The organism is Bacillus sp. VA13, assembly GCF_055710085.1.
Genome location: NZ_JBVQPP010000001.1, coordinates 498,237 through 524,169 on the forward strand (window position 1 = coordinate 498,237; position 25,933 = coordinate 524,169).

Here is a 25,933-nt window from a genome sequence, read left to right on the forward strand (position 1 = left end):
ATTTGAAAGGAAGCATATTGTGATGAAACGATTTTGTTTATGGTTTGCCATGTTCAGCTTGTTATTGGTTCTCTTGCCTGGAAAAGCGTTTGGAGCCGTCGATTTTCCAAATACCTCAACGAATGGCCTTTTAGGATTTGCCGGAAATGCTAAAAATGAAAAAGGCATTTCTAAAGCGAGTACAACGGGTGGAAAAAACGGTCAGATTGTTTACATTCAAAGCGTAAATGATTTAAAAACCCATCTAGGAGGATCCACTCCAAAAATTTTAGTGCTTCAAAATGATCTTTCCGCATCTTCGAAAACAACAGTTACCATTGGCTCAAATAAAACACTCGTAGGCTCTTATGCGAAAAAAACGCTAAAAAATATTTACTTAACAACTTCATCTGCCTCTGGAAACGTCATTTTTCAAAATCTAACATTTGAACACAGTCCACAGATAAATGGAAATAATGATATCCAGCTTTATTTAGATTCCGGCATCAACTATTGGATTGACCACGTCACATTCTCAGGCCACAGCTATAGTGCAAGCGGTAGTGATTTGGACAAACTCTTGTATATCGGAAAATCAGCAGATTATATCACCATCAGCAACTCAAAATTCGCGAATCATAAATACGGTTTGATTTTAGGATACCCAGATGATTCACAGCATCAATATGACGGCTATCCTCACATGACAATCGCCAACAATTATTTTGAGAACTTGTATGTAAGAGGCCCGGGTCTCATGAGATACGGATATTTTCATGTTAAAAACAATTACAGCAACAACTTTAATCAGGCGATTACGATTGCCACAAAAGCAAAAATATATTCCGAATATAATTACTTTGGGAAAGGCAGTGAAAAAGGCGGAATCCTCGATGACAAGGGCACTGGTTATTTTAAGGATACAGGCAGCTACCCTTCTCTCAACAAGCAAACCTCTCCGCTGACTTCCTGGAATCCCGGATCTAATTACAGCTACCGTGTCCAAACGCCGGAGTATACAAAAGAATTTGTCACGAAATATGCCGGATCACAAAGTTCAACTCTGGTATTTGGCTACTGACACAAAAGAGGCCTGCGTAAAAAAACGCCGAGCCTCTTTTTGTACTTATAGGCTATTTTTAAGCGATCTTGTTACACTCCTTCAAGTCAAGGGCCGGTCAAACCAATCTTACCAAAAAGCGTATTTTCTTTTTCACAATAACTTCTCAACCGGCTTTCTTATTATATCAGGTTATCGCAAGTAAAAAGAATCCATATGACAAAGTTTCAAAATAGATTCTTCTTTTTGAATGACATTTGTTTTTTATCATCTATAAATTAGACCGCCATCAGTTAATATCGCCTGGCCTGTAATGTAATCTGAATCATCTGAAGCTAAGAATGATACCAGATTAGCAACATCCTCAGGTGTTTGATATCTTTTAAGGGCTATTTCCGAAGAAAATTTTTCAAAAGCTTCCCCCGGCTGCAAATCATCACTGTGTTTCACCATTTCTTCATCAATTCTGTCCCACATTTTCGTTTTTGCGACTCCGGGACAATATGCATTCACTGTTATTTTATACTTCGCCAGTTCTTTAGCAGCTGAATGTGTAAAAGACTTTACCGCGTGCTTCGTCGCTGAATAAGTGCCCAGCATGTCAAATGATTCGTGGCCCGCTATGCTGCATGCGTTAATGATTTTTCCCTTTGTTTTTTGTTTCATAAACTGATCAGCGGCTGCTTGAGTGCCAAAGACAACTCCATTCACGTTAACCTGAAATAATCTATTCAGCTGTTCTTCTGTTATCTCCAAAAATGGTGAAACAGCTTCAATACCCGCATTGTTTACAAAAACATCTAAACGGCCAAACTGATCTACTGCTTCTTTAACCAGATTGAATTGGTCATCACGTTTCGATACATCACCTTTCACTCCAATCACATGAAACTGTTTCTCCTTGAAATCTGAAACAGTTTCATGTAGCAGTGCATCATTGATATCATGCAACACTACACGAAAACCATCTTGACATAGTCGCTCTGCGATGCCTCTTCCTAATCCTCCTGCAGAACCCGTAACTATCGCTGTCTTGGACATAAACATTCCCCTTTCGCAATGAGTTATCGTGACTATATATTTATTTTAACAAATCTTTTTTTCTCTACTTCATTTAAACTGCAGAGACAAAAGAAAGCTTGGCTCTAATGCTCCCCGCCCTAGATGCCCATATCAGAGCTTTCTGCGCATAAAAAAACAATTGAATCAATGCCCTTTTCATTCTTATCTTTAGACAGTAAAAAAAGGCCACGTTTTAGATCGGCCTTCACATTCAAACTTTTATCAATATTCGTATACATTATCAAACTGATAACCGTATAAACCTTTAACTTTCACTTCTCCACAGTCTTGATCTTTCGTTAGCTCTAAATAATGATTTTTGAACGGCATTGCTTCGGCTTGATCAGTTGCGCTTAAATCAAAATGGTTGCCTGTGAAATTTTTCTCACTTAGCGTGATTTCATATCCTGATAAAGACAGGCGGAACATTCTAGCATGAATTGTGCATCCTTCTGCATCATAAATTGTGAATCGGTACCCGAACTGAGACGGAAACCTATTTGGATTTGACTCATCATACATCATGAACGATTTTTGATTTTCTGTCATCGTAAAACTAACTTTTTCCTCATTTTTCACAGTAGCTGCTGAAGCATTCCCTGCATGGATTGTCATCAAAAACAAAGCTAAGATTAACATTAAAAGCTTTTTCATTTCGTTTCCTCCAACCTTTTTATTTCAATATATTGGAATTGGAAACTTTGATCAATATAAACTTTACTAAATAAGTCTTTAGGGTCAGTTTCTTCAGCTTGTCATGAAAATGCTGAATGAATCTAATGACTAATCCAGCATCATACTTTATGAATTATCTAAACCATGCCTTTTCTAAGTGATTTGTGAAATTAGGATCATTAAATGGGACATTCGCTTTACCGAAATCCGTTATATTTAAAGCATTTCTCGCTGCCGGTGTTAAGTCTTCCCACCCGATTAATGGCTGAGTGCCCCCTGCATGATCACTAATATGCAGTTCATGATTTAAAGGCCATGTGCTGTCATAGGCAATTAATGGATGTGTATCCTTCATATTGCTTTCATTTGGTTGAACATTCGTAAATTTTCCGTGTCCGGAGTATGCAATTGATAAAACTTTCGGATTTTGATTAGCCGGATTGTCGATCCAAACTACGATTCCTTCCCAGTCATGTCTATGACCCAAACCTGGGGAAGCCTCATCCTTTGGAAAATACCAAGCATACATAATTGCCCACACATCATTGTACCAGGTAGAACGTGAATAAACTTGTCCAGTATGTTTGCTGCAACCCCCTTCAGGCGCTCCAGTTGGCTGTAACCCGCCACTCGTATTGCCTTGTGCATCTACTGCCGGAAAGGGCACACAGCCGCTATAAACCTTCAAATACGGCTGGAACCGTTTTGCGGCTTTTTGAGTAACAGAGGTTGGAGCCACTTCATTGAACCCTACTACTTTGTCATGATCGATGACAGCAGCATCAACTGTTGGAACTAAGCTGATAAAAGCGAAAAATGTCATCAAAACAGCAAACACTATCTTCTTCATTTCATTTTCCTCCTTATCGCATTCGTTATGTAAAGCCTAAGCTGCAAAGTCATTATACAAATAATGGAACCCCCATTCAATCAAGTTTACAGAATCTTAAAACCAATAAACATAATCTCTACAATTGTTCTGCCACTCTATTGAATGAATACATTGCTTCTTTACATTCAACTGTTAGCCAGCAACCGTTTCGCCTTTTTGATTTTCATGTTTCCAGCCTGTACAATATTCTAAAACCCGAAAAAGGATGATGGACATGTGCGGCAGGTTTACTTTATTCTCTACATTTGATGATATTATTGACCAGTTTGACATCGATCAATTTTTGCCTAAAGACGAATACCATCCAAGCTATAATGTCGCACCATCACAAAACATCCTGGCAATCATCAATGACGGATCACATAATCGCCTAGGCAAGCTTAGATGGGGTCTTATTCCTCCCTGGGCAAAAGATGAAAAGATCGGCTATAAAATGATCAATGCTCGGGCTGAAACAATAACCGAGAAACCGGCCTTTCGAAAACCGCTTGTCAGTAAACGCTGCATCATTCCAGCCGACAGTTTTTATGAATGGAAACGGCTTGATCCCAAAACCAAAATTCCGATGCGGATCAAACTGAAATCATCTGCTCTTTTTGCGTTTGCCGGGTTATACGAAAAGTGGAAAACACATCAAGGGGACCCTCTTTACACCTGTACAATCATCACAACTACGCCTAATGAACTCATGAAAGATATACACGACCGAATGCCGGTTATATTGACTCATGATCATGAAAAAGAATGGCTGAATCCTCTGAATACAGATCCGGATGATCTGCAAAGCCTACTCCTGCCTTATGATGCAGATGACATGGAAGCATATGAGGTTTCACCATTAGTGAACTCACCTAAAAATAATTCACCTGAGCTTCTTGATGCACAGAATCGTATGTAGTGATAGAACAAAGCTTTGTTTCTTAATGCCAATCCACCCTAGATATAATGAATATTTAGTACATAGATCAATTAGTTACAATTAGTTATTTTATACGATTGATTTAAAATAATATTATTATGTAAACAGAAATAAATAAGCAATGTAAACTCCTTCAGACAATGGGGGTTTACATTGCTTATTCATCTAACCCTTTGCAGAACAGCAAAGGGTATTGTAGCATCTAGAATGAAAATCTCTTTACTTTTCAGCTTTGTCAGAAAAATAACTGAACCACATTAAACTTACGAAACCTGCAGCACCCATGATTGTAAATATGATATAAGCCCATGTGGATAAATCCATACACTTCCCCACCTAAGAAAGAAATTAAGGAATCTTTTATCTTCAATTAAGATCTACTTCTTTCTTTTTCGTGTCCAATTTAATACTAATAAAAATGTTGATGATTGCAGCTGGAAGATATAAAATTCCTACTCCCAGAATGCCTGAAATGGTACTTAAACTTACTATGTAACTTTTTGTCAAGGCTTGACTGTCAATCAAAATTAGAAGTGTAATCAATCCAGCTAAAACACCTACAAACCAAGCATTACCAAAAGCATAAGAATCATCCAACACTCCTAGCCATTGCCCCAATATTGAGATTCCAATAGCAGTAAAACTGGATAAGAAAGTGAGTGCTTTCATTCTCGCCCTCCGTATTAAAGCCATTGTCATTTTACGTAATCAACTGATTAAATATTTTGAAAACCGCTATAAATGGTCAATCAGTAATGGTTATCATTTCCACATGAACATTTTAAAGCCCATCACAATACAATGCAAGCAGAAAAACCCTACATAACGTATACATAGGGATTTAATAACTGTTTATTTATTTTAATGAAATACGCATGGCCACATTCAGCCTTACTGAGCTTTTAACTAAACAATAGTGAAAGCCATTGTAAGATCGGTTAACTTCTTTACGTGTCGGAATATTTCACAACAGGCACTTTCTTCTTACGCAGAGAATCGAGCATGACTGATCCAGCATTCAAGTTGCTTTGCACTAATTCTTTAGGCGTCAATGCCATCCACTGATTGAGGGATATATCTGCATAGCGGTCACTTTTGAACATTTCTAAAAACCATAACGTTTCTGTACCAGTGTTTTGTACATAATGTCCAGCATTAGAAGGCACGTATCCAACGTCGCCTGCTCTATAATCAAATGTGCGGGCAGTCCCATTCCCGATAAATACTGTCATGCGTCCCTGCCCTGTCAGATAATACTGCCACTCATCGCTATTGGGATGCCAATGAAGCTCTCTCATCGCGCCAGGCTCAATCTGAACAAGTGCTGCCGCGATGTTTTTAGAAATCGGAAAGTTGGAAGAGTCAACAATTCGCACGCTCCCCCCAGGCGTTTGAATGGGGGTTTGATTCAACAACTCATATTTAAAGGGCAAGGGGACTTTTCCGTATGGTGACTGAATGTCTTCACTGGCGATTGATCCCGGCACATTCCCTTGATAGATATAGACTTGTTCTGAAGGAAGAGAGTGAAAAGCATTCTCCGGCACACCAAAATTTGCAGACAGAACATCTTTTGGCGTGTGCGCAAGCCAATCTGAAATGGTTAACGTTGAAAACTCAGAAAAGTTTCCATCGTCGAAAACGAGGAGAAATTCGCAATGTTCCAATCCTTGAATGGAATGCGGAATTCCTGCGGGAAAGTACCAAAGATCGCCAGGGCTAACATCAGCAATGAAATTTCGTCCTTCTTGGTCAACAGCGGTAATACGGGCCCGTCCCAAAAGCATATAAGCCCATTCCGCTTGTTTATGCCAATGAAGTTCGCGTACTCCTCCCGCAGTTAAGCTCATATTTACTCCTGCAATTGCGGTCGAAATCGGAAGCTGCCTGACGGTGATTTCACGTGACCAGCCGCCGTGATCTAATTTCATGGGAGCATCTGAGAATGAAAATCTCAAGTTAGGAATCATACCTTCGTCTGTAAGAGGCGGAACAAGTATATTCGGATTTTGAATATCCCTCATCATATTTCGCGGACCCGCATCAATAGCTCCGGCTCCATCACTTCGAATAGGCTGCGGCACGTTTCTGTCATCATGATTGATTGGTTGTTTTTCCAACAGCAAGCACCTCGTTTTAGAAATTAACAAGTTTTTATTCCAGCCTATGCAGGGTTTCATATTGCTGTGCCTAGAATTCCGCAAATAAAAAAGTGACCGCCAATGTGGTCATCTATTCATCAAATAAGCTATCTTTTATACCATGGCTTCTTATGTAATTTGATTTTTTCTGTCTGTTTTTTCTCGCCTGTTTTCCACTCCACTTTCACCAATACATCATGTCCTATCACTGCATCTTCAGGCATATAATTAAAGGTAGCGATGTGGTCCTCCATATGTCCTCCCCCTGGCATTTCTTCACCAGTGTATTCTGATGAGTCGTACTCATCTATATTATCATCTTGATACTTTTTGCCATCTACATACAGAGTAATTCTTTCAACAACAGTCCTTTTCTCGTCTTTCTTACTCCCCTGCCAATACAAATTTAAAAAGTAATTAGGTCCAATTGACGTAATGTCTGATTTTTCAAGGTTAGAAACCCACAGTCCGCTTCTTCCGCTACCCTCATATTTCACTTTGTTTCCTGAGATCATTACAGTGATTGCTGCGATGCAGATTATCAAGAATGCAGCAATCATCAACAGCCATTTTTTCATGTTGTTCTTTTTTCTCATGTTTTTCCCCTCTTTCTTCACTCTTTAGTAGAAAAATGTGATCAAAATGTTACTGAAAAGAAAATAAAAAAGGAGCCAGTGATTCAACAGATGGCTACTCTAAACTTTTTGAACTTAAATTAAAGGGTTAGAGACAAAATTATAAACATGCTCTTACATGCATTTTTGTCTCATTGACAATCCTCAAAATCATTACATTATTTTACAAAAATCCCTATGATTAAGATAATATCTCAGAAGAGGAGTTGGTGAGCAAGATTGCTTTAGAAAAGGTTGCTACTGCGCTGAATAAATTGGTATATTGCGATCAAGACAGAGAAAATGAATCAGGTGAGGGAATCTTATGAAAAAACTAGTTCTTTGCGTGTCTATTTTAACTGTGATTTTAAGTGGAGTAGCTTTAACGCAATGGAGTACAGATACACCATCTAGCATCCAAGTATCTGAAAGGCCACTCGGAGGTTAAGGGGATGATCAATCGATATAGCCCACCTCATGAGAGTGGGCTTTTTAATTTTCCATTACTCCAAGCTTCCTACACTTTAAGCAGCATTAAGTTCAAGCTAACAATGGATGTTGAATAATTTTTATTCAATGATAAGTACCTATTATCAGTATATAATTAGACCAATGAATTCTTATCAGCAGAATTACAAAATGGTAAGATCGTGAATTTTCAACAGATAAAAGAGGGATTAATTTGAGAGAAAAATTATATTCATGTTTAATTTGCGGATATAAAGGATTAAGTCAAAATCCTTTGTATAAAGGCGAGTATCAAAAAACGTTTGACATTTGTCCATGTTGCGATTTTGAGTTTGGCTACAGTGAGGATCATGATGTAAGATTAGGCTTTATTGTAACTCCAGATCATTTAATTGAGGCTGCATTTCAATTGTATCGCAAACAATGGATTGAGTCCGGGATGAAAATTGCTCATCCGGAAGATATTCCAGAAGAATTGAAAAATGGTGGTTGCTTAAAATTTGAAGTTCTGTTGAAACAATTGAAAAACATAAATCTCGACATAGAAAATTTTGAAATTAACGGCTTTAATGATTAACTGGGGTGCTTTTTTTAGGTGTGACAGTTTTTATCTTTACAATTTCAAGCTAACATGCGCAGGAAGTGATTCAACTGCTTGTTCATTTTAATACTTTCTCTATTCGTATTCAATAAAGACTTTGTGATCATCAACAAACATTTCACTTCCATCAGATAAGTGTATCCAAAAAGCTTCCTCTGGTTCTTCTCTATAGTCAAAAATTGCAGTAACTTTAACGTTTGACTCATTTTTGATTGGTTTTCCAACTGTTATTTTCGTTTTTTCCTCTGGCAAAGTAATGGATCTAATCATAAAACCATCCCATCTTATTAGTTTTACTCTCCCTCTCCCCTTTCCTTTCTCCGCAGTATGCTTGCTTATCTATATAAGAAATATGAATATTCTATTTCAATGACTGACAAATTTAAAAATAAGCTGCTTTTAACACTTAATGAACACCATCTTCAGTGAACTTAAAGGTCTGTTTTAAACGGCGTCCTTCTTGCCCCTTTTGCGTCCAGATAATCACAACTTCCAATTCAGAGGCTTTATCTGACAGCATAAAATGCTTGAACTTCAACGGCGTGCCATCGTTTAAACTTTCAGCTAACGTTTTAGCATCCTCTATTTGATTTACACAATTTTCATCGGGGCATCCAAAGAGTGAAAACCTTGTGATTGAATCAGGATCATTTCTATACAATTGCACATCTACTGTAGCTGCTTCTTTCCCAATGTTTTTGACTTCCAAGGAATAAACATTATATTTCCCTTTCTTAGGTGAAGCAAAATCCTTTACATTTTTTGCTTCACTTACTTCTACAGACCACTGTTCTGTTTTTTGTGTAATGGGCAACACCGTAAAAGTAAGGGCGTGCGCTTTTAATTGAACAAAAGCAAACACAAATAATATAACATATAAGAAAAATAATACCTTCTTCACTTCATTTATCCCTCCTTTCTTTTTCAATAGCTTGTCCTATAATAGTATCCTATTGCCGATCAGCATTTATTTCTTTCGGTATTTGAGATGGGGCTTTAGGAACTTTTCTCAGCTTGTTGTTGATCACATCAGAAGAGTAAAGCGTAACAATCATACTTCCCCCATGTCGTTTTGCCCGAATGAGTATTGGCTGGTTATATTGGTTTTGAAAGAGAAAGTCAGGACCTCCCCAGCTTACTGTAGCATCACGTCCGGGCGGAACATATGGCACGCTTCTTGTATGAGAATAGCGCTGAACGATTCGCAGCCCTGCGCGATCGACTGCATTAAATAGTGTAGATGATACCTGACAAATTCCTCCGCCCACACCTTCCGACAACTCACCTTTAACAATAATGGGCGCACTCTTATATCCTTTGTCCCGAGTTCTCATTCCGACAACTTGGTTAAATGAAAATGTCTCATTAGGGAAAACAACATGATTGTCAATCGCTTTTGCAGAAAGAGAAATATTATGTGATCGGCTTTTATTATTCGAATTAAAATATGTTACGTACTGACCAAGCCGCTGCGTACTAATGTGAGCAAGCATTTCGCTGTCAACTTTCGGATAAATGTTCAATTCTGGCACTTCTACCTTGGAGGGGCCTTGGCCATAGAAATATGCATAAAACTTTTCCATAAATGCCTGTTGATAGAGTTTGTAACCAACCCTGCCCGGGACGATGCTTCCCTGTTCGTTAAGCACAGCATTTATCGGCTCCCGGTAAACTTGCTGATCCAGCTGTTCGATGAATTTACGGTACTTTTCATGGTCAATCATCGGAGTACCGGGAAGAGGCATTGTAAAGTTTTCACGATTAACAGTAGCAATCGTCCGTCCTTGCTGTGTGACCGTTAAGCTGTCAGGCGGCCCGCTCGGTTGAGCAAATAATAAAAGACCAGTGATCCAAATTTGTATCATAAGTCGGTTTACCTCCCGACCATTAGTATGAACAGCAGCTTATCCTTTGATGTATTTCTTCCCATCGTTTGTTTGAATATTTAGATGTTGATTCACTTTTTTTAGAGAAAATAGAAAAGCCCTCATAAGTGAGCTCTCTAATTATTCTTACCAATTCCCTGAGCTGACTGAAGCACACAGCTCAATTCGTTGTTTCAAGTTTAAAATCGACTAAAGTTATAGAGCATCTCCCTGGAATGAGGAATGCTTTTTTTGCTTATCTAAAATGAAAAAGATCCCTTATAACAACAATAAAATAATCTATTTCAATACTTTTTTATTGTAAAACGATAAATTCCATGTTAAATTCAGAATGACAACAAATCAGTGAGGTGTTTTTTATGAATCGAGTCTCAACACTCTTTTTAAAGATTGCCGTTATTCTTATTGGAATTCCGATTCTTGCTTTGTGCATTTTTGTGGTGCCTAAGATCGCCAATTATGCAGCAGAATTATTACCAAATATGGCTTATATACAATATCTCGTTTTCGTCTTTTTGTATGTAGCGGCGATACCTTTTTACTTTGCTCTTTATCAAGCGTTTAAACTTTTAAGCTATATTGACAAGAATAAAGCTTTCTCTAAAATATCTGTAAAAGCTTTGAAGAATATAAAATACTGTGCGGTCACTATCAGTATCTTGTTTGCTGCAGGCATGCCATTCTTTTATCTGATGGCCGAGATAGACGACGCCCCGGGTATCATAGTCATCGGATTGGTCATTATTTTTGCTTCAATGGTGATTGCAGTCTTTGCTGCTGTTCTTCAAAAACTCTTAAAAGAAGCGATTGATATAAAATCAGAAAATGACTTAACGGTCTGAGGTGATGAACATGGCAATTATTATCAATATTGATGTGATGCTTGCTAAAAGGAAAATGAGCGTAACAGAGCTTTCGGAGAGAGTTGGCATCACGATGGCTAATCTTTCGATATTGAAAAACGGAAAAGCAAAGGCCATTCGATTATCAACTTTAGAGGCGATTTGTAAGGCTTTAGAATGCCAGCCCGGAGATATTTTGGAATACCGAAGTGATGAAGACACACAGGATTCATAAAGAAGACAAAAGAAAAATAAAGTGATTTGGTGGTGATCCTATGGACGCAATCCTATGTCCATTTAGCTGCTATACGAAGCGTGCCTTACAAATATTCAGAGTATACCTTTGGAGGCATACATCATGAGAGCCTTAAAACAACTCGCTCGTTTTGGTTGGGAACAGGCCCTCTCATGTTTGTTTCCTGTCGTTATTTTTGCCTCTTTGGCTATTACACAAATCATCCCTCTTCCCTTCTTGCCACGGTATGACTGGCTGCTCATCATCTGTGTTCTCATGCAGTGGTGGATGGTGCGTTCCGGTCTTGAAACACGGGATGAATTAAAAGTGATCACATTGTTCCACCTTATTGGACTCGCTCTTGAACTTTTCAAAGTACACATTGGCTCCTGGTCTTATCCAGAGGAAGGATATTCGAAAGTTTTCGGGGTGCCTTTGTATAGTGGATTCATGTATGCAAGTGTAGCCAGTTATCTATGCCAGGCGTGGAGGAGACTTAAGGTTGAATTGGTTAAGTGGCCGCCGTTTTATGCAGTTGTTCTGCTTGCCGCTGCGATTTATTTGAATTTTTTCACCCACCATTATTCGATTGACATTCGCTGGTGGTTATCTGGACTTGTCATCATTGTCTTTTGGCAAACTTGGGTCATATACGAGGTGAATGGAACTCGTTACCGTATGCCTCTCGCACTTTCTTTTGTGCTCATCGGATTTTTTATATGGATAGCAGAAAATATCGCAACATTTTTTGGGGCTTGGACGTACCCAAATCAAACCGAGGCATGGAGTCTCGTTCATTTAGGAAAGGTGAGTTCATGGCTTTTATTGGTAATTGTTAGCTTTCTTATAGTAGCGACGCTAAAACAAGTTAAGGGACAGAGTCATATAAAGGCAGAGACCGGTGAACCTTTTTTGGGTTGAAGTTACCCCAGCGTACAAAGACCGAATAAAATGAAAAAGCAACGTTCAATTGTTGCTTTTTTCTTTTAACTCTGCTGGTGAATATTCATCTTCCTCTAAGGTTAACCCTCAGAATAATAGTTAGAAATGTCATTTGCCACTAGATCTTTTTACTGCATTCTTCCTTTAATAACATCGATAAAGCTCCCCGACACTTTTTATAGAACGTTCATAAGACTTGAACGATTACGGATTCAGATGACGACTGCTTTCAACACCTTGATAAATTCATGCGCCGCCGGCGTTACTTCATCAAATGAATGCGCGATGACGCCAATATCACGGGTGATCCGGGGAAAGATGTCCTTTTTAATCAATTGATGCGGGACAGATGAAAGTGTAAAGTTTGAAATAATGCCTACGCCCAAGTTGTTTTTGACCATATTGATCAAGGTTTCGGCATTTTGCACAGTCAAGTTTTCCTTTAATTCAATGTGATGCTGCTGCAACGTATTTGACATTGCAATTTCATGACCGCCTTTGCAAAAAATAAGGTCATCTTGATATGTGTTGAGGTCGACATGCTTTTCCTGTTTTAATTCGTCATCTTGCGGAGGGATGACTGCCACCATATAGTCGTTGCACAATAGTTGATTGTCAAACGGTTCAAATGGAGATGCTGCGATCCCAATATCAACCGCCCGATCCTCGACCCAACCTTTGATTTGATCAGAGGTCCCCTCGGCCAATTCTATGCGGACCAGCGGGTATTTTGCTCTGAATGCCGCAATCGCCTGCGGCATGATATTTGTTGAAACAGCAGGAAATGAACCGATTTTCACCTTCCCGCTTAACAGCTTGTTTTCCCTGTTGGCTACTTGATATATTTTGCTTTCAATCCCCTTCATTTGCCTCGCCAGCAGTAAAATGTCCTTTCCGACGTCAGTCAGCATTAAACCATGATGTTTATCCCTGATCAGTAATTTGAGCTGCAGCGAGCTTTCCAGGTTTTTAATCGCTTTGCTTACCGCCGGCTGAGAGATGAACAATTCTTTTGCCGCTTCTGTAATGTTCAATTTCTCCCCGACTTTTACAAATATGTGAAGATGGTTCATATTCATAACCATATGGTTATACCCCCGATAATAAAAATGTATTTCAGTTATATATAAATGTAACATATGATAGAAACCAGCACGATATTTAAACAAGAAAGGCGGCTTAATAATGGTAAAAGTCATGCTGGGAATCATTTCTGTCACACTTATCTGGGGCTATACTTGGGTTGCGATGAAAGTAGGAATTCATGACATCCCCCCGCTTTTATTCTCGGCTTTGCGCCTGTTCATCGGAGCGGTTCCTTTATTTCTCATTCTCTTCATTAAAAGAAAAAAACTTTCAATGGGAAAAGAACATATCAAAAGCTATATCTTCATGAGCCTGCTTATGGGTTTGGGTTATATGGGGATCTTAACGTATGGAATGCAGTTTGTCGATTCAGGAAAAACCTCTGTTTTGGTGTATACGATGCCTATATTTGTTACGGTGATCAGCCATTTTACATTAAACGAGAAAATGAATGTGTATAAAACGATCGGGCTGATAAGCGGCTTCTTCGGACTTTTATTTATATTTGGAAAAGAAATGCTGAATGTCGATCAAAGCGCTTTATTTGGAGAACTGTGCGTCCTTGCGGCAGCGCTTAGCTGGGGAATTGCGAATGTGTTTAGCAAGCTTCAATTCAAGCATATCGATATCATTCATATGAATGCCTGGCATCTTCTGATGGGAGCCGTCATGTTGTTGGGGTTTTCCTTTATATTGGAACCAGTTCATTCAGCCGAATGGACATATCAGGCGGTTTGGTCATTGCTGTTTAATGGTTTGCTTTCTACAGGTTTTACATTTGTCGTATGGTTTTGGGTGCTCAATCAAATCGAAGCATCAAAAGCATCCATGGCATTAATGTTCGTTCCCGTACTGGCTCTATTCTTTGGATGGCTGCAATTGCACGAACAGATCACCATGAACATTATCATCGGAGCTCTGATGATATGCTGCGGCATTTTTATGAATACATTTACATTTTCACGACAGAAAGTGTGAATTTTTAAAGAAATACTTTTTCCCTGTCGATGTTGGCCTCGTATGACAGGAGACGGCTAGTATGAGAGCGTCTTCTAAGTCCTGACGGCAGTCTATTAAACAATGAAAAAAGCTAATGTCTGAATGTGAGACATTAGCTTTAATGGCTGGCGTTTAGGTTGGTGCGCAGCCACTTGCAGACAGCTTTATTTGCAAAACCGGGTTGCTTTTTATCATATAATTGTACTGCGTTTAAAATCGTTTAAAGTGTCTACTTCGGCAGAATTCAAATAATAATTGCTTATGTATGATCAATTTTTTCCCGCCCTAACTTTTTCCATCAGGCCATAAAAGATTCTTTTATCTAAAAATTCTTAAATGCTGAATGAAAGAAAAACATCAAAATAATGATGGCTAGTACAATCACAATCTCAAAAGTATGTGAACTGCCATCTTCTTTTTCTTGTTCAGTCTTCTCCCTCATTTGTTCCCTATATTTTCTTTGTATTTCATCTTTTTTCTTATCCATCTTACTCGACTCCTTTCAAAGTAAAGCCAAGCAATTCTGAATTAGTAAAAATCAACCATCACCTTTCACCTTCATTTTTTTCCATTATTTTTGTGAAAGGCAATTAAAATCACTGTTGCTAATATTGTTAAGATTGATGTCTTTGTTTATTTCTTGTGCATACGGTTTAATGAAATCCACAATAGGTGTCATATCAAAAGGAAAATCAAAGTCCAGCAACTCAGAATTTGATTTATATACCTGTTCTTTAATAAAGAAGTGACAATCTGGTTTCATGTTTAACAGACCATCTATAAAAGAAAAGGTATCAGCTGTAAAGTCTTCAAGATATCTTTCTTCAGTGAATGTAATGATAAACCTCACTCTGAATAAAACGATTATTCATTTACTTTTACGCCACAATTCTTCACTACATTCTTAAACAAAAAGCAATCTATTCAGATATAATCCTTAGTGTTTTCTTCTCTCATCTTTTTGTTTAGTTCGAAACATTGATAATCGCAGCTGGAAGATATAAAATTCCTGCACCCATAATTCCTATCGCCGTACTTGAACCAACGATAAATGATTGCATTGCTACACTTCTTGCCTTCAAACTAAGTAACACAAGAATTCCTGCTAAAACACCTATAAACCGAGCATTACCCGAAATAAAGAAATCAGATAAGATCCCAAATAATTGTCCAACGATTGATAACAGAATTCCTATAAAGCTGGAAAGCACAACTAGTTTTTTAATGACTTGACACCCCTTTCAAAGCCTTTCATTCAACTACTTAAACCGTTTTTGATATAGATTTTTAAGTATAGAATCCCACACTACAAACACTTCAGCAATCCACCACTCTCTTTCCGTTCAGTCCAATACCAAATGATCCTAATATCCAATATGGTCGCTATGACAATTGGATTACACATTGTTTAAAAGTTCTGTAAACAGGTATTAAAATGAAAAAACTTTTTTACATGATGTATTCTCATTAGTAAAGGTTAACATTTTCACAGTAAACAATTCTATACTTTTGTGTATAAAACTGCCGTTTCATTCAGATATTAATCATCTTGGCCGTTTCCCTTATTTCTACGCCACCAACGAGCTACTACTGCAGGTATTAGCAGTAGAGTACCGACAATAAGCAACATAAACAAGATTACAAACAGTGCTCCTGTTCCCGGAACAATTTCTTCATAGGTAATAAAGCGTTCATCCCCCTGCAGGACGAAGAACCGAGAATTTTCGAGAAAGGCTAGATGAAAGGCTATAGACGTCCATAAGCTTTTTGTTACAATACGCAGGAGTTGAAGGATGAATCCAAAAAACAACAATAAAACAATATAATCTAATGTGATAGCAGGTGATTCAATTCCTGCTATATATTGCAAACCACTTACAGTTAATGGTGCAAGCACAAATAGGATCGGCTGTAGGAGTAAGGCTATGAAACAATTAAATCTCCTGTTCAGAGCATTGTACACCGTCCCACGAAAAGTTAATTCCTCTGGAAAAGCTTCATAAAAAAAAGCGATCATCATGTTTAAGAGCAATACAGTAACTAAATGGGCAGAGAAGTGAAATTGTGTAACTTTGATCCAGCCCAATAAATGGGCGATAGCGAATCCAGATGCTGATAGAACAATCACATACATTGCGCCCATAATGGCTTTCGGAATGGCTTGCCGCCACCCAGACAGTCCGATAGAGTAGAATGGTCTACTAGAAAACCGCTTAAGAAGAATGTAGAGCAACGGGACAGTAATTAATGTCACTAAACCTGCTTGGATACCTTGCTTCAAAAGCTTGGAAGCTCCCGCTTGGCTAGCCATTGAACCGACTAAAGTAGCAAAAAACAAAGCAAAAACAAACGTTCCCCAGCTGAGCAAGATCGTTGCCAACCATTTTGGATGATTGTTTTGTTTTCCGCTTTGGTTATGATAAGTATTCATTTGGATGCCCCTTTCACATCATTCATATAAGCACTAAACAAGAAAATAAATTGCGCAACTTATTTAAACTTTATTATTACGATACGTTCTAGATGCTGTTATTGTTTCAAATTTCTTCATTACCCTACTTCAGTTGCTTCGATTTTTTTTAATAAATAGACATAATCCAGCATTCAAGGTTATTTAGACTTTAACAAAAAAATGCCCTTCCAGTTCAAGGGCATTTGGTAACGATTCTATCAATTTATTGTATTCATTAACTCGAAGAAGTATTCAGGTTTATGGGTCTTATTAAGCTTATACCACGAATGCAATGTATCTGGTGCAAATACATCTAGTTTTTTCAGTACTTCCATCGCAAATTCCAGGGGAGCTATTCCTGATGCAGTTACCAAATTTTCATCAGATACTGCAGATCCCATCTCGTAAAATGTTTCTCCTTTATAAGCAGGACAGACCATTTTCATATACTCTAAATCATTGCTTGTATGCTTTCTAGAATCTAAGTATCCATGATTCGCGAGGCCTAGGGTTGCACCACAAATGGCAGCCACAATCGTGCCAATCTTTAAAGCTTCGCCAACTTTTTTCAAGATCGGTTGATGAATATCTTCTCCCCAAGTATTCCCTCCGGGTAAAATGATAAGATCATTACTCTCAAGAGTACACTCATCAAGCGAAATGTCTGGTTTTATGCTTAGCCCTCCCATCGTCGTAATCATTTCTTTATTAGCTCCTACTGTAACTACTTTTAAAGGTGCAACCTCTTTTTTAAAATATCTCCCTGAATGAAGTTCTGCAATTAAATATCCATATTCCCAGTCTGACATTGTATGAAATACATAAAGATAAACTTTTTTTGTTTGCATCCATAACACTTCCAATCACAATTGATAAAGCCCATTAGAATGACTTCGTGCCCATCCTTTAATGCCGTATGGGTGGCAATAGGAACAATTATAAACATCTCATGCTACACCTGCCCTATTATCATTGATGTAACATTTCGCATAATGTTTACCTTTAAATTGGTGTTTTTCTATTTTCTTGTTCCACTCTTTCCCCTTGTTCTCTTAACTTACTAAAAATCAAAAAAAGATGAACGAATAGGTTTTTATTTAAACATCTCATTGGAAATATATCGATTTCACTCCTATTTTTGTGGTATTAATAGAAGGTGAATACAAAATAAATTGAATGAGGAGGCCCGATTCATTTGAAAAATAAAGCGACATTAAAACTTGGAATATGTATTGGACTTTTATGTTTAAGCCTTACTGGTTTCAAACCCTTTTACGGATCAACGCATGCTGAAGCAAAAGGTATAGGAGACACAAAAATGACAAGCTGCATAACGAATAAAAAATTTGTTCAACTTGAGAAAAAATTTGATGCCAGGCTTGGCGTTTATGCAATTGACACAGGTACAAACAAGACGATCGCTTACCGTCCGAATGAACGGTTTGCTTACGCATCAACCTATAAAGTTCTAGCCGCAGCTGCTGTCCTGAAGAAAAACTCAATTGAAAAACTTAATGAAGTCATCCACTACACCAAAGACGATCTTGTTACATATTCTCCAATCACAGAAAAACACGTAGATACAGGCATGAGCCTGAAGGAAATCTCAGAGGCTGCTATCCGTTACAGCGATAATACTGCTGGGAACATATTGTTGCAACAACTTGGCGGCCCTAAAGGTTTCGAAAAGTCACTGAAACAGATTGGGGATCATGTAACCAAGGCAAATCGATTCGAGACGGATCTAAACTCTGCCATTCCTGGAGATATTCGTGACACAAGCACCGCAAAAGCATTAGCAACCGACCTTAAAGCTTTCACTGTGGATAACACTCTCACGACTGATAAGCGCACGATCTTAACTGATTGGATGCGGGGGAACGCTACTGGTGACGAACTGATTCGGGCAGGCGCTCCTATAGGGTGGGAAGTCGGCGATAAATCTGGAGCCGGAAGTTACGGAACACGAAACGACATTGCTATCGTTTGGCCGCCTAATAGAGCTCCTATTGTTTTGGCAATCCTATCAAAACGGTTTACGAAAGATGCTAATTATGATAATGCTCTTATCGCTGAGGCTGCAAAAGTCGTCCTTAACGATCTGAAATAGTAGATGAAGACTCCTTTTTGGAGTCTTCTTATTCTGAAACCGGTTTATAATACTCTTGGTTTATTCGGACTCACTTCCCAATATTTCGTATCGTTAGAAGACACTAACATATCAAATCATATCTCAAAATTAGAATCTAAGTTAACCGCATCTTCAAAATCATCAATTGAATCGAGGTATAACATATATTCTAATCCATTTCTTGATTTGTGTGTACGTATCTTCCACCATAATAATACCCAATTAAAACGTACCCCTCGGGGAAATCTTGAACTTCATTATATTCAATGATTCCTTCTATACTGAGTATTTCAACCCCTTCAAACATTTCCATCCCATTATGTTGTACAAAAACTCTTTAAAATCATTAGGAAAAGTAACACCTAACTTCTTTTCTAAATTGCTAATTTCTTTAGGACTTGCTGGATCTTTGAAGTGAATGGTTTTTCCATTAGTATCCTTCTTGTTTGATTCCATCAAATGAAGCATATACCAATAGACTTTTGGAGTACACTTCTATTAAGGTTAAAAAAAGATCGGCAGATGCACGAATATCTAACCGATCTGCAATAGAATAGCTCCTCTTAGAAGCTTCCAACACCATTTGATTCTGGAACTTCCATACTCAAACACTCTGTGTTCTCCCAGTTCCGTTACATTTTCCTTCGTTGTTACAGTCAACATTTCACTAGCTGGTGATGCCTTACCTGAAACACTATTCGCTTTTACCGTATCGTTATACACTGTACCAGATGCGGTGCGAATTTTCTGATTAGCTCTGTATACCTCATATTCTTGTCCATTATTGGAGGTTCGACATCATCGCATTAGGTTTACATCAATTACGTTATAAAAGGCATTAGAGGTATCCGCAACATCCCACACCCCTAGTATGACATGATAACCACTGCGATCAGTTGGTACATAAATCTTATGAGATAGATTAGTATCAGCCTTTGAGCCATCATGATCTACAGTTCCAATTAATTCAAACTCATCTCTTGTTAAAGGTTTGTTTGGATTCCAATCTTTCTTGGTTATATAATAGTGCCACTTTGATGTTGCGTGAGGAGCAGTATAGTGCCAAGTAAAGGTGTTTAGACCCCCACGGATGTTTTGTTTTACCCAATGATCTGCAGTTTGCCTGTCTAACCCAAAGTCAATTTGACCCGAGCCTCCATTTGCTGATGCAATTTTCCCATCTGGCGGACCCGCGGACGGAAACCCTTTTGGTCCCTCTACCGATTGAGGATTATCAATTACGGAACCATACTTTTGATTAGCTGCCGTCCAACCAATTATTTGTTTTTCTAATGAACCCATGTACGCTCTACTAGCAGGTTCTTTTATATACCCGTGTGCAGATACATCACCTGCAAATAAAGTAGCACCAACACCTAGAATAGCAGTTAGAACAGCCCCTTTGATAAAACCCTTCATTACTAAATCATTCCTCCCTTTATTGTAAAATATTTCTCTTTCCTACTATAATAATTCATTACGTGTGAGGTAATCTCCTTCTTTATCATTGAAGGCGTAAAATTTAAAGAATTTCATGCTCTCCAGTTCCTTTGTTCTTCAGCTTTTTGACAAAACCTCCTTGCATACAGCTTTCCATTTTTGTCACAGATACCGAACACTTTATCAATCTCTACTTAATCTTTTGGAAACTCTATAAAACTCATATCATCTGCAGTATTATTTAACCCTGCCGCTCGATATGTGTGGTATTGATTCCTCTGCACCCATTTTTAATAAAACACTGCAACTTGAATCAAAAACTGCGCTGGGTTCTTTACTTGTTATGTACTTCCCCTGAATCGTCTTAATTAGAAACAAGGCATTTTCCTCTTTCTCTTTAAAACACTTGTTTTTTTCAGAATCCTTGTAAAAAAGAATCCATTTTGCAATTCAACATCAAGAAAATCTAATTCTTCTTTATTGTCATTTTATTTGGTATTGATCGCACGTATTCTAAATGTAGCTTTGACATAAAGTCACCGATGTTAGAAATAAATTCCCTGACGTTGAAAAGAATGTCGGCGATGCATTTTTCCTTAGATAATGCCTAAAGTTTTGTTCTTTTTAACTAAACAGGGCACTATAATTGAGCTATAGGTTCATAGAAAGAAAACAATTAAAAGGAGGATTTTTGTGTTTCAAACCTTAGACCATTTTTTAAAATCTTGGGAGTTCGAAGCCGATGCAACACAGAAAATACTAAATAGTCTAACTGATGAATCACTTAAACAGGAAATAACTTCACAAAATTGGACTTTAGGCCGTATTGCTTGGCATACTGTCGCTGCCATTCGCATCATTACCTCAAACACAGACTTAACATTTCACGCTCCAGCTGAAGATTATCCTGTTCCTGATTCGGCTCAGTTTATAGCAGACAGCTATCATCAAGCCAGTAATGCATTTGTACAGGCATTAAAAACCCAATGGACTGACCATACACTTCAAGAACATATCAACTTTATTGGCCAACAATTGCCAAATGGTTCACTTTTGATGTTTTTGATTCAACACCAAAATCACCATCGAGGACAAATGACGGTTCTTATGAGACAAGCAGGATTACCTGTTCCAGGTATTTATGGGCCAGCAAAAGAGGAATGGACAAAATTTGGTTTGGAACCCCCGCAAATGTAATCAAACTTTTTATATAAAGAAGTTAACCCATTACAATATATAAAAGCATGTTTTGAACAATCTTATTTCAAAGCATGTTCTTTCCTTTTGTTCATTTATCAATATTGTTATAAACATAAATTTAATTAAGTTTTATTCCAAACTTAGACTAAATAATATTGCCTGAGTGATCAGGATTAAAAAAAGACACTGATAAGGTGACTATATCCGACTTCTTCCATTTTTGTTGAGAACGGCTTTTCACATTGTTTACACTTTATTTGACCTCACCTTATTTAATCCATATTTTCCACGTCGCTTTTCTGATTAAAATTGTTGTTTTATTGGGATTCTTCATCAAAAAAGCGCTCTGCTTTCTGCTGCAGATGCGCTTCATCTCTCGAAATATGGGTATGGACATATACCATCATTCCAGATTATTTGGACTTTATAACTCTATCTTCTAGTTGCTGAATCTTTCTTAAAAACTGCTAACTCTCAAATTTTTAAAAACGTAGACGGTATGCCTCCAATATAGTTACAACATAAGCTAAGAAAATCCTATAACATTGTTCCTCGGGTTTGCATATGGAGGGCTAATTTATTCCTCGAGAGATCCCACAAAGAATGGATCTCCCCTGTATATCACTTTTCTCCGTCATAAGGAATTGAGTAATGGTAAAGTCAAATGTATCTACTAACGATTCAACGCACATAAAAGTTGATCTTAACTAATTGAATCACCTTTAGCTTATTTTTAATATCAATTAAGTAAGTCTCCTGACGGTCAGTTTATTAGATAATTTTTCCAGACTATTTTTTGATGTGTTTATAAATGCTGCTAAAGATTCTATGTTCTAAGTAGGAGGTGATATTTTGTTTGTATTGCCAATGTTGCTACATCCAATAAAGACCTTTTGTTGAAGAGGTAAGATTTAAAAATTTCTATTAGTTCATTTCCACTCTTCCTCTAAAATAGCGTAATAATATTCATCCCGCCATTCATTGCCTTTGGGAATACATTTTTTAAAGAAGCCTTCTCTTCTCATACCGATTTTCTCCATAACTCGGTATGATGGAATATTCTCAGGTTGACACGTAGCTATAATCCTATGTAAGTTCATTTCTTTAAATCCATATTCCAAAATAGCTTCTGCTGCTTCAGAAGCATACCCTCTATTTTGATAATTCGGATTAAACACCCACCCAATCTCAAATGTATGTTCACCAAAATACTTATAAAAAACAATATGGCCTATAAGAGAACCTTCATCTATTAGTACTACAGGAAATTGTTCAGCGTTATCACCTCTGTTTTTATTTACAAATTCTTTTGCATCTTCTACAGTAAAAACCCCTTCTGGTATATACTTCATAACATTAGCATCTGATGTATACTCATATACAGCTTGCCAATCTTTGAATTCAAATTCACGTATCAATAACCTTTTTGTTGTTATATGCATTAAAGTAACTCCCATCACCGTCGCCTCTTAGTAACTCACAATAACAAAAATTTCTCAAGGAACGATCAGCAGCCCGTTAGCTATCCCTGATTAAAGATGATCTGTTACCACACTGTTACGTTAGAACTTCCACTACTTTGATATCCCTCTGTCGCTAAGACTTGGTAAGACCAATTGCTACCCAGATTCATTCCATGACTCTTCCATGCGTTAACATGATTGCTGAAAGTGATTGTAGCGTTGCTTCCAGTTGGTCTCTTCGACTGACGAACACTCCAGTACTGCGTAAAAGTAGTGCTTGGGCCATCAATGGAAGGTGCGTTATAACGTGTAGTTGTATATATGTCATATGTACCCCCATCACTGTTTACAGTACCTTTATACGTTCCTGTTGGTCTATAAGTACCCCATGAATCCACTACATAATATTCTATGAGAGGTGATCTCGTCCAACCATATAAAGTCAAATATCCATTGCCATTCGGCGCCCAAACTCCGGCATTATAGTTTATTGTCCTAAATGGCGAACCTGTAGTCCAACCTTTACCAACAACGAAATTTCCGGTATTAGACCAATTAACACTGTAATTCCCGCCAGACCCATTGACAGCGTTTACTATTCCGCCCCCATCAGTCCAATTTTGCCAGTAGTCTGTGCTAGCTGCAGAGGCGGTTGCCGAAAACAAGCTAATACTCATTAAAGCTGCCGTTAATCCAACTAAGAAATTCTTTTTAAACTTAAACATATGTTACCTCCTTAATATTTTTTCTGACTTTGACATGAGGTAGCACTCGTATATATTTAAAACATTATTAATTACCGACGCCAAAGCTTTAGATCCCGTCCCCTTCAATATTATACCATGAATTCATGAGTGAATATTAAGAATAACTGTAATTTAATTACAAATACCTAAAAAAATCACATTATAAGTGGTCTTGTTTCACCATAGCCTTATCCTTTTTTCATAGAATCACAATTCTTGTTTCTAAATCTGATGGAGTAATATCTGTAATTAATCCCCATTCGAACCATTTCGTACAAAGGAGATATACATTAGAGATTGTGAAGTCTTTTTAGCTGCTTCAGGCAGTGCACCTTACTTTGAAGCTGTATGGAACGTTTCATGTCCAGAAAATCTGCTCATAAGATTGTTTACTGCGTCTTTGATATTATCTACAAAGACGGTCAGTCAAATGCAGCTAGGCCCCTCACTGAGCATAAGACAGTTCTGAACTCACTTGAACTAAATCATCGGTCTGAACTATTTGGATATGGACTACCCTGAAAAAGCGATCCCTCATTTTAAAGATGCTCTAGACAAAGCACGAGAAATCGATATGTCACGATTAATCGGATCATCTCTGTACAACCTTGGCTTATGTTCATTTGCCAAGGAAGCTTATGAAAAGACAGCTGAGTACTTTAAGGAGGGGATTAGAGTATACCAGGATAATGGGTATGAGCACTCAAATCGGTTATTAGACATCGATGTTGACAAAAACCACATTCAAAATGAGGAACAATCAGAAGGAATCTCTTGGTGTGCACACGGGTGTCTTTGCCCAAAAATTTAAACAATGAGATTATGGCCAAAATGTTTGAATTCATTCATGTCTTATATGTAGATAGCGGGAAAGAAAAATTAAATTCGATTCTAAATTATATAGAATTCTAGTAAGAAGATTCGTTATTATCATTATTTTGACTGATTTTCCCTTTTAAAAGAATCATGTATGATCGTTAAAGAAAACGCTTTCAAAGAAAGGGGATGCCAACATGTCTTATCGTATGAAACGAGTGTTGTTGCTTCTTTTTACTGGATTGTTTATGAGTTTGTCTGCAGTCACTTCTACTGCCTCGGCTCAAACAGGTGGATCGTTTTTTGACCCTTTTAATAGCTATAACTCCGGATTATGGCAAAAAGCAAATGGTTATTCGAATGGAAATATGTTCAACTGCACTTGGCGTGCAAATAACGTATCAATGACGTCATTAGGTGAAATGCGTTTGGCGCTAACAAGTCCATCTTATAACAAGTTTGACTGCGGGGAAAACCGCTCTGTTCAAACATATGGCTATGGACTTTATGAAGTCAGAATGAAACCAGCTAAAAACGCAGGGATCGTTTCATCGTTCTTCACCTACACAGGTCCAACGGATGGAACTCCTTGGGATGAGATTGATATCGAATTTTTAGGAAAAGACACAACAAAGGTTCAATTTAACTATTATACAAATGGTGTAGGAAACCATGAAAAGATTGTGGATCTCGGATTTGATGCAGCCAATGCCTATCATACGTATGCGTTCGATTGGCAGCCAAACTCTATTAAATGGTATGTCGATGGGCAATTAAAACATACTGCGACAAGCCAAATTCCGACAACACCAGGAAAGATCATGATGAACTTTTGGAATGGTACGGGTGTAGATGAATGGCTCGGTTCCTACAATGGTGTAACACCTCTATACGCTCATTACGACTGGGTGCGTTATACAAAAAAATAATGTCTAAGAGCCTGCTACCCCGATATAGCCAGGCTCTTATGATTGTAATGAGAAGTTGTTGGCATTCCCTATAGTGAAACTGAAGAGCAAATTAAAGAAACAATTCTATACTTTTTAAATTTATATGAATTAGTTTCTTAACTAAATGATACAAACAGCGATTGTATTTTTAGTCGCTTTTTGTTATGACTTATGCCCACCAGTAAGGCCAACTCTATATAATGCCGTCCCTGCAGGCGTATAAGAAACAGCCCATAATATCGCCTCTGCATCGTACTTATTTCTTATCCCGTCCCCCTGTATAGAAAAGGATGTCTTGAGATATGCGGATGAAGGATTTTCAAACCAGCACTAA

26 protein-coding genes and 4 pseudogenes are annotated in these 25,933 nt (G+C 37.8%); 12 read left to right on the top strand and 18 right to left on the bottom strand.

All coding sequences use genetic code 11. The annotated features are described in order from the left end of the window. Positions 1-22: 22 nt before the first annotated feature. Positions 23-1,060, top strand: a complete 1,038-nt coding sequence (locus tag AC0C66_RS02060; RefSeq protein WP_014114006.1) for a polysaccharide lyase family 1 protein — start codon at positions 23-25, stop codon at positions 1,058-1,060. A gap of 246 nt (positions 1,061-1,306) precedes the next feature. Here the strand turns inward: AC0C66_RS02060 and AC0C66_RS02065 are convergent, their stop codons facing one another. From AC0C66_RS02065 to AC0C66_RS02075, 3 genes are all read right to left on the bottom strand, one after another. Beyond that, complete coding sequence (locus tag AC0C66_RS02065; RefSeq protein ID WP_088679194.1) at positions 1,307-2,080, bottom strand: acetoin reductase; 774 nt, start codon at positions 2,078-2,080, stop codon at positions 1,307-1,309. A 243-nt stretch (positions 2,081-2,323) separates the two neighbouring features. After that, a complete protein-coding gene (locus tag AC0C66_RS02070) occupies positions 2,324-2,755 on the bottom strand; it encodes a hypothetical protein (protein ID WP_072566379.1) in 432 nt (143 codons plus the stop codon). Positions 2,756-2,909: 154 nt separating this feature from the next. Next, entirely contained in the window at positions 2,910-3,626 is a 717-nt protein-coding gene (locus AC0C66_RS02075) for an NPP1 family protein (RefSeq protein WP_072183551.1), read from the bottom strand. 256 nt (positions 3,627-3,882) lie between these two features. Between AC0C66_RS02075 and AC0C66_RS02080 the strand changes: the two genes are divergently transcribed. Then, positions 3,883-4,566 (top strand): SOS response-associated peptidase, encoded by a 684-nt coding sequence (locus AC0C66_RS02080; RefSeq protein WP_072183552.1) that lies wholly within the window; start codon positions 3,883-3,885, stop codon positions 4,564-4,566. A 387-nt stretch (positions 4,567-4,953) separates the two neighbouring features. Here AC0C66_RS02080 and AC0C66_RS02085 read toward each other — a convergent pair whose 3' ends face one another. The 3 genes from AC0C66_RS02085 to AC0C66_RS02095 all read right to left on the bottom strand — a co-directional run bounded on the left by AC0C66_RS02085 (position 4,954) and on the right by AC0C66_RS02095 (position 7,324). Beyond that, complete coding sequence (locus AC0C66_RS02085) at positions 4,954-5,256, bottom strand: hypothetical protein (protein ID WP_041520976.1); 303 nt, start codon at positions 5,254-5,256, stop codon at positions 4,954-4,956. A 278-nt stretch (positions 5,257-5,534) separates the two neighbouring features. After that, positions 5,535-6,713 carry an oxalate decarboxylase gene (gene oxdD, locus AC0C66_RS02090; RefSeq protein WP_088679195.1) on the bottom strand — a complete coding sequence of 393 codons (1,179 nt, stop codon included), beginning with the start codon at positions 6,711-6,713 and terminating at the stop codon, positions 5,535-5,537. A 122-nt stretch (positions 6,714-6,835) separates the two neighbouring features. Beyond that, positions 6,836-7,324, bottom strand: a complete 489-nt coding sequence (locus AC0C66_RS02095) for a DUF4944 domain-containing protein (RefSeq protein ID WP_472973480.1) — start codon at positions 7,322-7,324, stop codon at positions 6,836-6,838. Positions 7,325-7,667: 343 nt separating this feature from the next. Between AC0C66_RS02095 and AC0C66_RS02100 the strand changes: the two genes are divergently transcribed. Further along, entirely contained in the window at positions 7,668-7,790 is a 123-nt protein-coding gene (locus AC0C66_RS02100; protein ID WP_072566384.1) for a PhrK family phosphatase-inhibitory pheromone, read from the top strand. A gap of 234 nt (positions 7,791-8,024) precedes the next feature. Then, positions 8,025-8,387: a hypothetical protein gene (locus tag AC0C66_RS02105; RefSeq protein WP_072566385.1), complete on the top strand. Its 363-nt coding sequence runs from the start codon at positions 8,025-8,027 to the stop codon at positions 8,385-8,387. A gap of 99 nt (positions 8,388-8,486) precedes the next feature. Here the strand turns inward: AC0C66_RS02105 and AC0C66_RS02110 are convergent, their stop codons facing one another. The 3 genes from AC0C66_RS02110 to AC0C66_RS02120 all read right to left on the bottom strand — a co-directional run bounded on the left by AC0C66_RS02110 (position 8,487) and on the right by AC0C66_RS02120 (position 10,276). Then, on the bottom strand, positions 8,487-8,681 hold the full coding sequence (locus AC0C66_RS02110; protein WP_061186341.1) for a hypothetical protein: 195 nt from the start codon (positions 8,679-8,681) through the stop codon (positions 8,487-8,489). Positions 8,682-8,817: 136 nt separating this feature from the next. Beyond that, positions 8,818-9,312: a hypothetical protein gene (locus AC0C66_RS02115; RefSeq protein WP_088679197.1), complete on the bottom strand. Its 495-nt coding sequence runs from the start codon at positions 9,310-9,312 to the stop codon at positions 8,818-8,820. Positions 9,313-9,361: 49 nt separating this feature from the next. Next, a complete protein-coding gene (locus tag AC0C66_RS02120) occupies positions 9,362-10,276 on the bottom strand; it encodes a VanW family protein (RefSeq protein WP_088679198.1) in 915 nt (304 codons plus the stop codon). 380 nt (positions 10,277-10,656) lie between these two features. On the opposite strand from AC0C66_RS02120, the gene AC0C66_RS02125 reads away from it, so the two are divergent. The 3 genes and pseudogenes from AC0C66_RS02125 (at position 10,657) to AC0C66_RS02135 (ending at position 12,295) form a co-directional block, all read left to right on the top strand. Continuing rightward, entirely contained in the window at positions 10,657-11,139 is a 483-nt protein-coding gene (locus AC0C66_RS02125) for a DUF2975 domain-containing protein (RefSeq protein ID WP_079287838.1), read from the top strand. Between the two features lie 10 nt (positions 11,140-11,149). Continuing rightward, a pseudogene (locus AC0C66_RS02130) lies at positions 11,150-11,394 on the top strand (helix-turn-helix domain-containing protein). Positions 11,395-11,497: 103 nt separating this feature from the next. Continuing rightward, positions 11,498-12,295, top strand: coding sequence for a DUF817 domain-containing protein (locus AC0C66_RS02135; protein ID WP_088679199.1), 798 nt, complete (start codon positions 11,498-11,500; stop codon positions 12,293-12,295). A 233-nt stretch (positions 12,296-12,528) separates the two neighbouring features. Here AC0C66_RS02135 and AC0C66_RS02140 read toward each other — a convergent pair whose 3' ends face one another. Continuing rightward, complete coding sequence (locus AC0C66_RS02140) at positions 12,529-13,401, bottom strand: LysR family transcriptional regulator (RefSeq protein ID WP_088679200.1); 873 nt, start codon at positions 13,399-13,401, stop codon at positions 12,529-12,531. Positions 13,402-13,501: 100 nt separating this feature from the next. Between AC0C66_RS02140 and AC0C66_RS02145 the strand changes: the two genes are divergently transcribed. Next, positions 13,502-14,380 carry a DMT family transporter gene (locus tag AC0C66_RS02145; protein ID WP_088679201.1) on the top strand — a complete coding sequence of 293 codons (879 nt, stop codon included), beginning with the start codon at positions 13,502-13,504 and terminating at the stop codon, positions 14,378-14,380. A 343-nt stretch (positions 14,381-14,723) separates the two neighbouring features. Here AC0C66_RS02145 and AC0C66_RS02150 read toward each other — a convergent pair whose 3' ends face one another. The 3 genes from AC0C66_RS02150 to AC0C66_RS02160 form a co-directional block, all read right to left on the bottom strand. Then, positions 14,724-14,888, bottom strand: coding sequence for a hypothetical protein (locus AC0C66_RS02150; protein ID WP_088679202.1), 165 nt, complete (start codon positions 14,886-14,888; stop codon positions 14,724-14,726). Between the two features lie 1,053 nt (positions 14,889-15,941). Continuing rightward, the gene (locus AC0C66_RS02155) at positions 15,942-16,832 is read right to left on the bottom strand and encodes a CPBP family intramembrane glutamic endopeptidase (RefSeq protein ID WP_014114023.1); all 891 of its coding nucleotides are present in this window, start codon (positions 16,830-16,832) and stop codon (positions 15,942-15,944) included. Positions 16,833-17,071: 239 nt separating this feature from the next. Continuing rightward, positions 17,072-17,701 carry a type 1 glutamine amidotransferase family protein gene (locus tag AC0C66_RS02160; protein WP_088679203.1) on the bottom strand — a complete coding sequence of 210 codons (630 nt, stop codon included), beginning with the start codon at positions 17,699-17,701 and terminating at the stop codon, positions 17,072-17,074. A 341-nt stretch (positions 17,702-18,042) separates the two neighbouring features. On the opposite strand from AC0C66_RS02160, the gene bla reads away from it, so the two are divergent. Continuing rightward, the gene (bla, locus tag AC0C66_RS02165) at positions 18,043-18,963 is read left to right on the top strand and encodes a class A beta-lactamase (protein ID WP_080376128.1); all 921 of its coding nucleotides are present in this window, start codon (positions 18,043-18,045) and stop codon (positions 18,961-18,963) included. A gap of 28 nt (positions 18,964-18,991) precedes the next feature. Here the strand turns inward: bla and AC0C66_RS02170 are convergent. Both AC0C66_RS02170 and AC0C66_RS02175 read right to left on the bottom strand, forming a co-directional pair. Beyond that, a pseudogene (locus tag AC0C66_RS02170) lies at positions 18,992-19,440 on the bottom strand (SMI1/KNR4 family protein). A 342-nt stretch (positions 19,441-19,782) separates the two neighbouring features. Then, entirely contained in the window at positions 19,783-20,403 is a 621-nt protein-coding gene (locus AC0C66_RS02175) for a lytic polysaccharide monooxygenase auxiliary activity family 9 protein (protein ID WP_014114028.1), read from the bottom strand. Between the two features lie 714 nt (positions 20,404-21,117). Between AC0C66_RS02175 and AC0C66_RS02180 the strand changes: the two genes are divergently transcribed. Beyond that, positions 21,118-21,621: a DinB family protein gene (locus AC0C66_RS02180; RefSeq protein ID WP_072183553.1), complete on the top strand. Its 504-nt coding sequence runs from the start codon at positions 21,118-21,120 to the stop codon at positions 21,619-21,621. 932 nt (positions 21,622-22,553) lie between these two features. On the opposite strand, the gene AC0C66_RS02185 is transcribed toward AC0C66_RS02180, so the two are convergent. Beyond that, entirely contained in the window at positions 22,554-23,066 is a 513-nt protein-coding gene (locus tag AC0C66_RS02185; protein ID WP_088679408.1) for a GNAT family N-acetyltransferase, read from the bottom strand. A 104-nt stretch (positions 23,067-23,170) separates the two neighbouring features. Beyond that, positions 23,171-23,812, bottom strand: coding sequence for an endo-1,4-beta-xylanase XynA (gene xynA / locus AC0C66_RS02190; protein WP_014114032.1), 642 nt, complete (start codon positions 23,810-23,812; stop codon positions 23,171-23,173). 310 nt (positions 23,813-24,122) lie between these two features. Here xynA and AC0C66_RS02195 point away from each other — a divergent pair. Next, positions 24,123-24,322: pseudogene (locus AC0C66_RS02195) on the top strand (ATP-dependent DNA ligase); the annotation flags it as partial. 524 nt (positions 24,323-24,846) lie between these two features. Next, positions 24,847-25,578, top strand: coding sequence for a beta-glucanase (gene bglS / locus AC0C66_RS02200; protein WP_072183712.1), 732 nt, complete (start codon positions 24,847-24,849; stop codon positions 25,576-25,578). A 183-nt stretch (positions 25,579-25,761) separates the two neighbouring features. On the opposite strand, the pseudogene AC0C66_RS02205 reads toward bglS, so the two are convergent. Beyond that, positions 25,762-25,872 (bottom strand): annotated as a pseudogene (locus tag AC0C66_RS02205) (DNA polymerase); the annotation flags it as partial. Positions 25,873-25,933 lie beyond the last annotated feature (61 nt).

Coding starts and splice junctions, on each gene's coding strand:
- AC0C66_RS02075 (WP_072183551.1), bottom strand. CDS start 3,626: ATGAAGAAGATAGTGTTTGCTGTTTTGATGACATTTTTCGCTTTTATC.
- xynA (WP_014114032.1), bottom strand. CDS start 23,812: ATGTTTAAGTTTAAAAAGAATTTCTTAGTTGGATTAACGGCAGCTTTA.
- AC0C66_RS02185 (WP_088679408.1), bottom strand. CDS start 23,066: ATGCATATAACAACAAAAAGGTTATTGATACGTGAATTTGAATTCAAA.
- AC0C66_RS02120 (WP_088679198.1), bottom strand. CDS start 10,276: ATGATACAAATTTGGATCACTGGTCTTTTATTATTTGCTCAACCGAGC.
- AC0C66_RS02070 (WP_072566379.1), bottom strand. CDS start 2,755: ATGAAAAAGCTTTTAATGTTAATCTTAGCTTTGTTTTTGATGACAATC.
- bglS (WP_072183712.1), top strand. CDS start 24,847: ATGTCTTATCGTATGAAACGAGTGTTGTTGCTTCTTTTTACTGGATTG.
- AC0C66_RS02085 (WP_041520976.1), bottom strand. CDS start 5,256: ATGAAAGCACTCACTTTCTTATCCAGTTTTACTGCTATTGGAATCTCA.
- AC0C66_RS02135 (WP_088679199.1), top strand. CDS start 11,498: ATGAGAGCCTTAAAACAACTCGCTCGTTTTGGTTGGGAACAGGCCCTC.
- AC0C66_RS02155 (WP_014114023.1), bottom strand. CDS start 16,832: ATGAATACTTATCATAACCAAAGCGGAAAACAAAACAATCATCCAAAA.
- AC0C66_RS02060 (WP_014114006.1), top strand. CDS start 23: ATGAAACGATTTTGTTTATGGTTTGCCATGTTCAGCTTGTTATTGGTT.
- AC0C66_RS02140 (WP_088679200.1), bottom strand. CDS start 13,401: ATGGTTATGAATATGAACCATCTTCACATATTTGTAAAAGTCGGGGAG.
- AC0C66_RS02125 (WP_079287838.1), top strand. CDS start 10,657: ATGAATCGAGTCTCAACACTCTTTTTAAAGATTGCCGTTATTCTTATT.
- AC0C66_RS02095 (WP_472973480.1), bottom strand. CDS start 7,324: ATGAGAAAAAAGAACAACATGAAAAAATGGCTGTTGATGATTGCTGCA.
- AC0C66_RS02100 (WP_072566384.1), top strand. CDS start 7,668: ATGAAAAAACTAGTTCTTTGCGTGTCTATTTTAACTGTGATTTTAAGT.
- AC0C66_RS02080 (WP_072183552.1), top strand. CDS start 3,883: ATGTGCGGCAGGTTTACTTTATTCTCTACATTTGATGATATTATTGAC.
- AC0C66_RS02150 (WP_088679202.1), bottom strand. CDS start 14,888: ATGGATAAGAAAAAAGATGAAATACAAAGAAAATATAGGGAACAAATG.
- AC0C66_RS02160 (WP_088679203.1), bottom strand. CDS start 17,701: ATGCAAACAAAAAAAGTTTATCTTTATGTATTTCATACAATGTCAGAC.
- AC0C66_RS02145 (WP_088679201.1), top strand. CDS start 13,502: ATGGTAAAAGTCATGCTGGGAATCATTTCTGTCACACTTATCTGGGGC.
- AC0C66_RS02175 (WP_014114028.1), bottom strand. CDS start 20,403: ATGAAGGGTTTTATCAAAGGGGCTGTTCTAACTGCTATTCTAGGTGTT.
- AC0C66_RS02065 (WP_088679194.1), bottom strand. CDS start 2,080: ATGTCCAAGACAGCGATAGTTACGGGTTCTGCAGGAGGATTAGGAAGA.
- AC0C66_RS02110 (WP_061186341.1), bottom strand. CDS start 8,681: ATGATTAGATCCATTACTTTGCCAGAGGAAAAAACGAAAATAACAGTT.